This window comes from Desulfonatronospira thiodismutans ASO3-1 (assembly GCF_000174435.1).
In the GTDB taxonomy this organism is placed as follows: domain Bacteria; phylum Desulfobacterota; class Desulfovibrionia; order Desulfovibrionales; family Desulfonatronovibrionaceae; genus Desulfonatronospira; species Desulfonatronospira thiodismutans.
Genome location: NZ_ACJN02000001.1, coordinates 171,303 through 183,808, shown reverse-complemented (window position 1 = coordinate 183,808; position 12,506 = coordinate 171,303). Strand labels below are relative to the sequence as shown.

6 protein-coding genes are annotated in these 12,506 nt (G+C 54.0%); 3 read left to right on the top strand and 3 right to left on the bottom strand.

Annotated features, from left to right (window positions below):
* Positions 1–15: 15 nt before the first annotated feature.
* The 3 genes from DTHIO_RS00845 to dxs all read left to right on the top strand — a co-directional run bounded on the left by DTHIO_RS00845 (position 16) and on the right by dxs (position 9,705).
* Positions 16–3,699: a pyruvate carboxylase gene (locus DTHIO_RS00845; protein ID WP_008868470.1), complete on the top strand. Its 3,684-nt coding sequence runs from the start codon at positions 16–18 to the stop codon at positions 3,697–3,699.
* A gap of 414 nt (positions 3,700–4,113) precedes the next feature.
* Positions 4,114–7,725: a PEP/pyruvate-binding domain-containing protein gene (locus tag DTHIO_RS00840; RefSeq protein WP_008868469.1), complete on the top strand. Its 3,612-nt coding sequence runs from the start codon at positions 4,114–4,116 to the stop codon at positions 7,723–7,725.
* Positions 7,726–7,812: 87 nt separating this feature from the next.
* A complete protein-coding gene (gene dxs / locus DTHIO_RS00835) occupies positions 7,813–9,705 on the top strand; it encodes a 1-deoxy-D-xylulose-5-phosphate synthase (RefSeq protein WP_008868468.1) in 1,893 nt (630 codons plus the stop codon).
* A gap of 348 nt (positions 9,706–10,053) precedes the next feature.
* Here the strand turns inward: dxs and tmcA are convergent, their stop codons facing one another.
* Genes tmcA through tmcC form a run of 3 tightly spaced genes read right to left on the bottom strand, consistent with a single transcriptional unit; the run spans position 10,054 to position 12,495 of the window.
* Positions 10,054–10,458: an acidic tetraheme cytochrome c3 TmcA gene (gene tmcA / locus DTHIO_RS00830; RefSeq protein WP_008868467.1), complete on the bottom strand. Its 405-nt coding sequence runs from the start codon at positions 10,456–10,458 to the stop codon at positions 10,054–10,056.
* 21 nt (positions 10,459–10,479) lie between these two features.
* On the bottom strand, positions 10,480–11,808 hold the full coding sequence (gene tmcB, locus DTHIO_RS00825) for an electron transfer complex ferredoxin TmcB (protein ID WP_008868466.1): 1,329 nt from the start codon (positions 11,806–11,808) through the stop codon (positions 10,480–10,482).
* 27 nt (positions 11,809–11,835) lie between these two features.
* Positions 11,836–12,495 carry a TmcC family electron transfer complex membrane anchor subunit gene (tmcC, locus tag DTHIO_RS00820; protein WP_008868465.1) on the bottom strand — a complete coding sequence of 220 codons (660 nt, stop codon included), beginning with the start codon at positions 12,493–12,495 and terminating at the stop codon, positions 11,836–11,838.
* Positions 12,496–12,506: the final 11 nt, after the last annotated feature.

Here is a 12,506-nt window from a genome sequence, read left to right as displayed (position 1 = left end):
AAGGAAAACAGAGTTATGGAAATTAAGAGTTTTGAGCAAGTAGTCAAGGAGCTGGAAGGCCAGAAAATCCTGGTGGCCAACCGGGGTATTCCGGCCAGGCGCATTGCCAGGTCCATACGGGAGGTTTTCAACGCCGTTCCTGTGATGACCGCAACTGACGTGGACAAGACTGCACCGTTTACCTCGGGAGCGCAGGAACTGCTTCTGCTGGGAGAAGATTCCAGGGCCTACCTGGATATGAAAAAGATTATCTCCAAGGCCAAGGCCATGGGGGTAATAGCCATACATCCAGGCTGGGGATTTATTTCCGAGGATTTCTCCTTTCCTTCTCAGTGCCGCAAGTCCGGGCTGGTATTCATCGGACCCGAAGACAGACCCATGGAAATCCTGGGCAACAAGGTGGCGGTGCGGGATCTGGCCAAAAGGGTGGACGTGCCCGTGGTGCCCGGCTCAGAAGGTGCCGTCACCGTGGAACAGGCCCTGGATATGGCTTATGAGATCGGTTTTCCGGTGATGCTCAAGGCCGAAGGCGGCGGCGGGGGCCGCGGAATTTACGAGGTCTTCAGGGAAGAAGAGCTGGAAAGGGCCTATGCCAAGGCCTCGGCCCTGGCCCAGGCTTCATTCGGCAATCCCCGGCTGTACGTGGAAAAGCTTTTGACCTCTGTGCGCCATATCGAGATCCAGGTGGCTGCAGACAGGCACGGCAATGTGTTTGCCTTTGACGAACGTGATTGCACCCTGCAGCGCAACCATCAGAAGCTGGTGGAGATCACCCCTTCGCCCTGGCCGGTGATGAATGAGGATCTGAGGGCAAAGCTCAAGGAGTATTCCCGCAGGCTGGTTAGCGAAGTTGGATATCATTCCCTGTGTACAGTGGAATTTCTGGTGGACCGCGAGGGTAATCCCTATCTCATCGAGGTCAATACCCGGCTGCAGGTGGAGCACGGCATCACCGAATGCCGTTACGGCGTGGATCTGGTGGAAGAGCAGATAGCCATGGCCTTCGGCTCGGAGCTTCGCTTCAACGACAAGGACACCCTGCCCAACAACCACTCCATGCAGGTGCGCATCAACTGCGAGGATCCCCAGCAGGATTTTGCTCCCAATGCCGGGCTCATTACCAGATACCAGTCCCCCGGCGGACAGGGCGTGCGCGTGGATTCATGCATAAGTGCCGGGTATCACTTCCCTTCTCAGTATGATTCAGCAGCAGCACTGCTCATTGTCTACGGCAGGACCTGGAACAAAATCGTGGGCACCATGGAAAGAGCTCTCAATGAATACATAGTAGGGGGACTTAAAACCACCATTCCTTTTCATCGCCGGGTTATGGCCAATGCCCAGTTTCGAAGCGGCGAGTATGATACCAACTTTGTGGGCCAGACCCCGGAACTTATGGTTTACCGGGACCGGGAGCCGGAGGCCCTGCGCCTGTCCAAGCTGGTGGCGGAGATATCCGCCAGGGGATACAATCCCCACGTGGAACTGGGGGAGTACCGGGGAGTACATGACAAGAGACTGGGGCGTATACAACCGGTGCTGCCGTCTCTAAAACACGACGACTACCAGTATCCATACCCCAGGGGAGACAGGGATGCGGTTCTGGACTATATCCGGGACAGCGATCATATTCATTTCACTGATACCACCACCAGGGATATAACCCAGTCCAATTCAGGCAACAGGTTCCGCCTGGCCGAGGACAGGCTCATCGGTCCCTACCTGGACAGGTGCGGGTTCTTTTCCCTGGAAAACGGGGGAGGAGCGCACTTTCACGTGGCCATGATGGCCAACATGACCTATCCTTTCAGCGAGGCCAGGGAGTGGAACCATTTCGCCCCCAACACCCTGAAGCAGATACTTATCCGTTCCACCAACGTCCTGGGATACAAGCCCCAGCCCAAGAATATCATGCGCCTCACAGGAGAGATGATCTGCGAAGACTACGACGTTATCCGCTGCTTTGATTTTCTGAACCACATCGACAATATGCTGCCCTTTGCCCAGGTGGCCATGAGTCATAAGAAAAATATATTTGAACCGGCCATCTCCCTTTCCTATGCCCAGGGATTCGACATCAAGCACTACATGGGAGTGGTGGACGAGATAGTAAACCTCATGAGCAGGGCTACGGCCATGGCCCATGACAAGGTCCTCAAGAAATTCATCCTGGGACTAAAAGACATGGCCGGTGTCTGTCCCCCCTGGTTCATCAGGGAACTGGTAAGCAAGATACGCACCAAATATCCCGAGCTTATTGTACACTACCACCGCCATTACACGGACGGACTGTTTGTGCCTGCTGTGGCCGAAGCAGCCAGGGCTGGGGCGCATATAGTGGATACAGGTATAGGGGCATCGGTTCGCTGGTACGGCCAGGGCGAAGTTCTGTCCACTGCAGCCTATATCGAAGAGCTGGGCATGAAAACCAACCTGAACAAGGATATGATCCGTCAGTGCGGCTTTGTCTTAAAGCAGATCATGCCCTATTACGACAAATATACAGCCCCTTATTTCCAGGGAATAGACTACGATGTTGTCGAGCACGGCATGCCCGGAGGAGCCACGTCCTCGTCCCAGGAAGGGGCCATGAAGCAGGGCTATATTCACCTTCTGCCCTATATGCTTCGTTTCCTGGCCGGGATCCGCAAGATAGTGCGCTATCACGACGTTACCCCGGGATCGCAGATTACCTGGAATACGGCTTTTTTGAGTATTTCCAATGTATACAAGGAGAAAGGGGACAAAGGGGTCAGGCATCTGCTTGAGGTCCTGGACAAGGTGGTCAGCACCCCGGAGAAGGAGCTCGATGAACAGACAAAAGAAGACAGGCTGGAGATATACAAACATTCCAACGATGCCTTTAGAAACCTGCTCCTGGGCAAATTCGGGCGACTGCCCCAGGGATTTCCACCGGACTGGGTGTATGAGAGCGCTTTCGGGGAAAACTACCGCGATGCCATCGCCTCCAGGACCGAGGACTCCCCTCTGGCAAACCTGGAAGACATTGACGTTTCTAAGGAGGAAAACAACCTGTACACCAATATCGGGCGTATACCAACCCGGGAAGAGCTTGTACTTTACCTGAACCACCCTGGAGATGCCCTGAAGAACATCCAGCTCAAATGCGAATACGGCGACCCCAACCAGCTGCCCCTGGATGTCTGGTTTGAAGGCCTGCTTCCGGGGAATGAGATCTTCTTCGAAGATACCAACGGCATGCCGCATTTTCTGGCTGTTCTGGACATTTCCGCGCCGGACATCAACGGTATGAGCGTGGTGCGTTATTCACTGGATTCGGAGTTTTTCTCCCACCAGGTAAAGGTCAAGGAAGGCATGGGAGCAGCCCTGGATGCTCTGGAAATGGCTGATTCAAGGGATCCAAACCAGGTGGGGTCTCCCAGTACCGGCGATTTGTGGGTGATGCACGTCAAGCCCGGAGACAAGGTCAAAAAAGGTGAAGAACTGTTCAATATCTCCATCATGAAGCAGGAAAAGGCTGTTCTCTCGCCTGTGGACGGGGTGGTCAAGAGAGTGCTCAAGTTCGCTGATTTTCAGGGGGACAAGAAGATGGTTCCGGTAAAGGAAGGCGAGCTGCTGGTGGAACTGGGGCCTGTACCCTCCACCTGCCCCGGGTGCGGTGATCATATTATGCTGGATGATTGCAAGTTCTGCCCTGAATGCGGCCAGAGGCTGTAGCTGGCATCCACCTGGAAAGCCCGTCTTTCCGGGTGTAAACTTGCTGGTTGACTTGGAGGCTTGGAACAAGATAGCAAGCAGTATGAGTTCAATGCTCAAGTGCAGGTCAAATCAGTTTCATGGCCTTAACTGTTCACTATCTGCAGAAGCTGAACAATCCAAGCGTCAAGCTGCAAAGTCCGCTGACCATGGTGCATAGTTACTCATGGTCAAGAGCTGCTGTTTTTTGTAATATAATTCAGCCTTCAAGTTCCTGTTTTTCTGTATTTTTGTCCAAGTCGGACCTGGCAGGTTCTTTTTTTATAAAATTGCGGCGAAAAGACCATGGGCCGGTAAAGCGGATGTTTGATCAATTGTCCGTTTTTCCAGCTGGTTGATCCCGCAAGAAAGCATTATTTCAAAGGAGATCAAGGAATGGCAAAAACCGGTAAAGAGCAAAAGCCCGGCGAAGAGGCCCAGGAAAGCAAACAGGAAGCCAAAGCTTCCAAGCAGAAGAGCAGGTTTGATTCCCTCAAATCCAAACTGGTCCTGAAGGCCAGCGAAATCATGGAGATGGGTGTTGAGGCCGAACTTCTTGTGGGCGGAAAGAACTTTAATACCGCCATCATCAACACCATCGAAAACATACGGGCTCCTCAGTTCAGGGCCATATCGGCCACAGCCTTTCACAAACTTCTTGATGAAACCAAGGTTAACGCAGCGGCAATCAGGGCCTCGGTGGACAAGGAGTACGATGTCATCGACTGGAAGGACCAGGCCATCAACGATGATCCGGACTTTTTGAAAAAGCTGGTTCGAAAGCTTGCCGTCCAGGTGAAAAGAACCCCGCAGAAGAAAGACAGCACTTTTATCAGGCTGCGTACCTTTATAAATAATGTCGTGGAGGGTTTTGCCGTCTCTCCCGAAGGTATTGACCAGCTGCGCAAGAGGTCTGTCCTGGTACAGACAGCCATCTTGAGCGTGGATCTGCCCAAAGAGGTTGAAGAGGCTGTCCGGCAGGCATACACAGGGATCTGCAAGGAAGTGGGACAGGATAACGTGCCGGTGGCTGTAAGGTCTTCTGCTGCAGGGGAAGACAGCCGCAAAAAGGCCTTTGCCGGTCTGCAGGACACCTATTTAAATATTGTCAGTGAAAGCAGTGCCGTGGAAGCATATCACTGGGACTGCGCCTCGGCCTACAATCTGCGCAGCATGACCTACCGCAGGGAAGCCATCCTGGATGCAGTGGCCAAGGCTGAATCCACCGGCGATGATTCCATAGCCTCCAAGGCCAAGGAAGAGTGGTCCATAGAAAACACTTCCCTGTCCGTTTGCATCATGCGCATGATCAATCCCGTCATATCCGGTACAGCCTTCAGCGCAGACACCGCCACCGGCTGTCAGGGAACAGACCGCAAGGACCTGGTATCCATTGATGCCAGTTACGGGCTGGGGGAAGCGGTGGTAAGCGGCATGGTCACCCCGGACAAATTTTACGTGTTCCAGCGCGACGACGGAGAAGAGGTCGTTATCCGGCATATGGGCTTCAAGGACAAAAAGATAGTTTATGATGAGACCGGAGTAGGGACCGTGGTGCAGAAGGTCCCAGAAGACCTGGTCACCCGCTGGTCCCTGTCCCTGGCCCAGGCCGAAATCGTGGCCAAGGGAGTGCGGGCCATCAGCAAGGCCTACGAAGGCATGATCATGGACACCGAGTTCTGCATCGACGCCTGGGACCGCCTGTGGTTCGTGCAGGCCAGGCCAGAGACCAGGTGGAACGAAGAACTGGAAAAGCATCCCAATACCATCTTCATGCGGCGCATGGAGGCGAATAAAAATGCCATCGCCAATGCAGAGATAATCCTCGAAGGCAACGGCGCTTCCAGGGGGGCTGGACAGGGCACTGTCAAGTTTCTGCGCTCCGCTCTGGAACTGAACAAGATAAACAAGGGCGATATCCTGGCTGCGGAACGTACCGATCCGGATATGGTCCCCGGCATGCGTGTTGCATCTGGGATTCTGGCTGATGCCGGAGGAGACACAAGTCACGCAGCCATCACATCCAGGGAGCTGGGTATTCCGGCTATTATCGGCATCAAGAGGCTGGAGGCCCTGCGGGCCCTGGACGGCCAGGAGGTGACCGTAGACGGCTCAAGGGGGCTTGTCTACCGCGGCCTGGTACCCCTGGAAGAGGTGGGCGGCGAGATAGACGTGGGCAAGTTGCCGGCCACCAAGACCAAGGTAGGCCTTATTCTTGCCGATGTGGGTCAGGCCCTGTTTTTGTCCAGGCTGCGCCGCATGCCTGATTTTGAAGTGGGGCTTCTGCGGGCGGAATTCATGCTGGCCAACATCGGGGTCCATCCCCAGGCTCTCGACGCCTATGACAAGGGCTATCTGGACTCGGTGGTGAACAAGAAGTTCAAGGAGATGGAAAACGAGCTTACCAAGGTGGTCCGGGACCAGCTCACCGCAGGGCTGGTGAGCCTGGATCTCAACCTTAGAAGGTATGTAGGGATAATATCCGGGCTTGAAGAGCGCATGAGCCAGATGACCGATCAGAAGGGGGCCAAGGGCACTGACGAAGTCCTGGCCATGCACAGGCAGCTCAGGGAGCTGGACAAAAAGCTGGACGAACATATTGATCTGGCCACCAAAAGACTGGAAGTACTCAAGACATCCCTGGACCTGAAGGAACATATTGCCATAATCATGGGTTATGCGGACCAGCTTATGCTTCTTGTGGGAGATGACCCGGAAACAGTACAGAAAAAAGAGGAGCTTGAAGAGGATATCAGCCGCATTGAAAAGCGGGTGAAGCATGATCCCGTGGTTCAGGAGCACCTCAAGAACATACAGGACCTTAGAACAGACGTGGCCCAGAAGGTGGGGCTCAAAAACGAAATGGATACAGTGCGCGACCTGCCCCAAAACATCCATGACCACATCACCAGCCGCGGCTTTAGAACCGGCAAGGAGCTTTATGTCCAGACCCTGTCCCAGGGACTGGCCCTTTTTGCCATGGCCTTTTACGGCAGGGAAATCATCTACCGCACCACTGACTACAAGACCAACGAGTACCGCAACCTCATGGGGGGCATGCTTTTCGAGCATTACGAAGACAACCCCATGCTTGGCTACCGCGGAGTATCCAGGGATATCCATGACTGGGAGCTGGAAGCCTTCAAGCTGGCCCGGGGTGCCTTTGGAGGCAGCAATCTTCAGCTCATGCTGCCCTTTGTGCGCACCTTTGAAGAGGCCAGGAGCATGAAGCGCTACCTTTCGGATGTACACAAGCTGCGTTCAGGTGAAGACGGGCTCAAGATCATCCAGATGTCCGAGATTCCAAGCAACGCCATCATCGCCAAGGAGTTCATCAAGGAATTCGACGGTTTTTCCATCGGTTCCAACGACATGACCCAGCTGGTTCTGGGTACGGACCGGGACAATTCCAGGCTGGGGCACATCTACGACGAAGAGGACCCGGCAGTGGTCTGGTCCATCCTGGTGACCATCTTCACCGGGCAGAAGTTCGGCAAGAAAGTCGGCTTCTGCGGACAGGGCGTTTCCAACAGCAAGATCATCCGCGGCCTGGTCTGCATCTCGGGAATTATCTCTGCTTCGGTGGTTCCGGATACTTATGCCCAGACCAAGGAAGAATTCGCCAAGACGGAAAAGGAAAACATCAAGCTCAAGGACATGGGGGCCTGGCTGCAGAAACAGCACCTGGAAAGGCTCTACGAACTGCTTAAAGAGAACAACTACGAGCATATCCTCAAAAAATACTCCTCCAGCAAGGATCTCATGGAATGGTACGAGGGAGAAGCTGCCAGGCTGCACGAGCAGCTTTACTCTCACCTGGGCTCCAGAAAGGAGGATTTTTACCGCCAGGAACTCTACAAATTCCGCAATATCTTCCACAAGCCGGTGATTTATGCCAACTGGGACTGGCAGGTTACCATTGACGACGCCCTGCACCAGGCGGGCTTCGCCACTTATGAGGAACAGGAGCAGGCCATGGCGCAAGTATCACAGAAGCTGGGCATATAGGTCAGGCTGCTTCAGACAACAGGGCCGGATACGTCTCAGAATTTCGGGCGTATCCGGCCTTTAAACATTCCAGCATCAAGTACAGATATGACCTCTCAAGAAGAACCTATACTGGCGGGACTGGCATCCCCTGAAGATATCCGGGGGCTTTCCCTGACACAGCTCAACAGGCTGGCCCGGGAAGTCAGAGAGCTTATCATAAGCGTCGTATCCACCAATGGAGGCCACCTGGCTCCTTCCCTGGGTACGGTGGAGCTGACCCTGGCCCTGCTCAAGGTCTTTGATCCTTCAAAGGATAAAATCATCTGGGATGTGGGACATCAGGCCTACGCCTACAAGATACTCACCGGCAGGCGGGACAGCTTTCATACGCTTCGCGCCCGGGGGGGGATCAGCGGCTTTCCAAGACCCGTGGAAAGCAGTTTTGATCATTTTGCCGTGGGGCACTCCAGCACCTCCATTTCCGCAGGGCTGGGCATGGCCGTTGCCGGGGACATACTGGATAAGGATCAGAAAGTATTATCCATAATCGGTGATGGATCCATGACCGCTGGTCTGGCTTTTGAAGGTCTGAACCAGGCCGGGGACCTGGACAGGGACCTGGTGGTGGTTTTAAACGACAATGAGATGTCCATAGCCAAGAATGTCGGAGCCCTGTCGTCATTCTTGAGCAGTAATCTTTCCTCCAGGTGGATGGTACGCTTCAAAAAGGACTTTGAAAGTTTCATGCGCCAGATTCCCAGAATCGGGGACGACATCCTCAATTACGCCCGAAAGAGCGAAGAATCCCTGAAAAACTTTTTCACTCCAGGCATTTTGTTTGAAGCCCTCAAATTCAACTATATAGGACCGGTGGACGGGCACAACATAACTTCTCTTTCCCGGATACTGGAACAGACTAAGACCCTGCAGGGACCAGTCTTGGTGCACGTAATGACCAGGAAGGGAAAGGGCTACAAACCGGCAGAGGAGAACCCCACCTTCTATCACGGGGTGGGCTGCTTTGAGCCTGAAACCGGCCTGGCCAGGAAGAAACCGGACGGCGAATGCCTGCCCAGCTACACTGATGTCTTCGGCCGGACCCTTTGCGAACTCGGGGAAAAAGATGACAGTATCGTGGCCATAACCGCTGCCATGCCCGAGGGAACAGGGCTGGGCGCATTTGCGGAGAGGTTTCCGGAAAGGTTTTTCGACGTGGGCATCTGCGAACAGCATGCGGTCACTTTTGCGGCCGGCATGGCCACCCAGGGCCTCAAGCCCGTAGTGGCCATTTATTCCACTTTTCTGCAGCGCTCTTATGATCAGGTGGTGCACGACGTGTGCCTGCAGAACCTGCCGGTAACTTTCTGCCTGGACCGTGGCGGTATTGTCGGAGAGGACGGGCCTACGCATCACGGCAATTTTGATTTTTCATATCTCAGGCATATCCCCAACATGATCTGTATGGCCCCCAAAGACGAGGCCGAACTGCAGAGAATGCTGGCCACCGCCCTGGTGCATCCAGGGCCGGTATCGGTCAGGTACCCCAGAGGCGTGGGTACAGGAGCGGACCTCGGAGAAACAGCCCCCCTGGACATGGGCAGTTCAGAAGTGATGAAGGAAGGCACCCATGGCGTGATTCTGGCAATCGGCAGCCGGGTGTACCCGGCCCTGGAGGCGGCGTTAGAAATGGAGAAAGACGGGCTTTCCCTGAGAGTGGTCAATGCCCGCTTTGTCAAGCCTTTGCCCCTACAGGAATTAAGAGAGGCGGCTGCAAACTATAAAGGTCTCCTGGTGGTGGAGGAAAACGCACTGGCCGGGGGATTCGGGTCTGCAGTTCTGGAATTTCTGGCGGATGAGGACCTGCTTCAGGGAGTCCGGGTCAAGCGCCTGGGAATAGGGGATTTTTTCGTGGAACACGGTCCACCCCAGGAATTAAGGCAAAACCTGGGCCTTTGCAAAAACGGAATAAAAAAGGCCGCAATGGAGTTTTTCCAATAAAACAAAGAAATATCTCACGCCCGGGCCGAAGCGGCCCTAGAGCCGCAGAGCAAGGCAGGAGTAAGAGTTTCAATATTCATATCCACCGAGCCGGTGGCTATGAATAACAAGCTCCCCGCCCGGGGCGGAGAACCTTTTTCATTGCCCCGGCTCAGGGCAATGAAAAAATGACTTCTCTCTTCTCCCAGGCTCTGTGCCTCTAGCGAGTCTTCGAGCGGGCGAGAGACAAAAAATTTCTTACGCTTTGGCCTAAACGAACGGATAGTATGGTTTTGAGCCTTTTTTCCGACTGCTAACGTTTGAGCCGGAAGAACAAAAAAAGGGCGCTTCAAGCGCCCTTTTTTTGTTTTATCTTACGTGACATTCCCCGCAGGCCACTGGTCCTGCCTTTTCATCCTGGTGGCAGGACTTGCACTGGATGTGGTAGGCCTGCATAAGTGGAGTGGTATCCGGATCATCGGTTTCTACCGGATGGCAGTCAGAGCAGGGAATACCTACACTGTCATCAGTGTGCTCCTGGTCGGGGCCGTCGAAATGATGGCAATGGTAGCAATCCTTGAGCTCGTCCAGGTCGTATTCCTGGGCATAGACATCAGTATGTTCGTCATGGGGAAATACTGAAGCCGGTCTTTCTTTCGTGGGGAACGCATCCTCGTAGATATGGGTCATGCCTGTGTAAGAATACAAAGCCGGCGCAAGGAAAAAGACCGCAACAGCGATGGTTCCCAACAGGTAGATTATTTTTTTTGACATGGTTTTCTCCTTTGTCTGCCTTTACTCTACAGCACCGGGCTTCTGCATATGTTCAAATATAATATCGCCAAGAAACATGAGCTTCATATCCAGCTTGTAATGGTGGATAATATCCTCAAGCCCGCCGTGACAGTTGTGGCAGGGGGCGATGACTATCTTGGCCCCGGTGGCTTTGAGCTGCTCGGCCTTGATGCTGTTGCCGTGCACCCTGGTCATCTTGTGCGGGGGACCGCAGTTGATGACTCCGCCTCCGGCGCAGCAGCAGTAGTTGTGCTCCCGGTTGGGATGCATCTCCACCATGTTGGGGCAGAATGCCCGGGCTACTTCCCGGCCCATTTCGTGCAGGCCCATTCCGCGGACCGTGTTGCAGGGATCATGAAAGGTGCAGAGTTCCTTTATCTTTGAGCCCACCTTTATCTTACCGGCCCGCAGCAGCTCACAGTAGAACTGGATGGCGTGGATGATGGGGATGGGCATTTCCTTGTACCCCAGCCAGCGGTTGCCCATGTCGTATACAGAGCGGTAAGCGTGTCCGCACTCGCCCATGACTATCTTTTTCACCCGCAGACGCCTGGCTGTATCAAAATGCTTTCTTTTGAGCCGGCCCATCATTTCCGCGTCACCACTGAACATGGCCATGTCGCTGTTGTCCCATCCAGGAGAGGCGGGCATGGTCCAGTCTGATCCGGCCTCATGGAATATGGCTGCCGCCTGATAGATCAGCTGGGCCCTGAACTTGGGCTCCGGGGCAATGACCGAATACATTATGTCCGCGCCTTCCTTGTCCAGAGGGATGCGCAGTCCGGGGAACTCGTCCCTGGCTTCTTCCTCCTGCCACTGCAGGGTATCCATCCACTCGTCATCCTTGACCCACATCTGGTTGAAAGTGGCGGAGTGACTGTGACTGGTGTCCTGCAGGTACTGCGGGGTTACGCCCAGCAAGTGGCAGATGCGGCGGACAATGGTCATGAGGTAGGCAGTGTCGATTCCAAAGGGGCAGAAATGCACACAGCGCTTGCACAGGTTGCACTCGGTGTAGGCGATCTGGGCGGCGTCCCTGATAAATTCCTTGGACACTTTTCCTTTACAGCGGATCATCTCCCACAGGGTGTTCTTGACCTTGCCCACCGGTGCATACCGGGGATTACGGTCGTAGGACATGAAGTAGTGGCAGGCCTCGGAACAAAGGGCGCAATGCACGCAGGTGTCCACAAAGGTCTTGAGACGGGCGCTGTTTTCCTGGTTGATTACTCTTAATATGGTGGCCTCTATGCGATCGGGAGTAAGCTTTTCAATGCTCTGGTCCAGTCCCGGATCTGCAATTCTTTTGGCCGTTGCAGCTTCACTCATGGTTTCTACTCCTGTATCAGGTTTATTTTACCAGTCCTTGACGTTGCGCACACCCTGGAATTCGGAACCCACATAAGCCCTGGCCATGGGGAACAGCAGCAGGTGGCTGAGCCAGGTAAAGGGGATGGCTATGAGCATTAGATGTCCGGACAGGATATGCAGGATGATCATGGTCTGATAATCAAAAATCTGGTAATAGGCCAGGATCCCGGTAAGATATGGCAGGGCCACTACCACGAGAATCAGAAAATCCTGGGGCCTGGTGACGTATCTGGCCTCAGGCAGCTTGATGCGCCGGGCCGCAAAAAACACCAGTCCTCCCAAGACGATAAAAGACATAATTATGGCCGCTGTTTCCGGCAGGGTCCACCAGCTGAATCCCCAGGCCTCTTCCCACTTGATTACGTGGGCCAGGGCGAAGATGGGCACCAGTATAAGGCAGATGTGAAAAGCAAAGGTAACCACGGTCATGACCGGGTTTCTACGCATATTCATGGTGGCAAAGGGTATGAGCCAGACAAAAATGGAGCGCAGGGCGTATTTTAGCTGTAAGTAGTTGAATACCCAGGGATCCCGCTTTTTGGCCATGTTCGTCAGGTAAATGAACTTGCCGATCAGACCGAAAACTAAAATGAGCAGCGAGACCCATACCATTGGACCGACTAAAAAACTGTATAAGCTATGCATGGGTTTCCTCT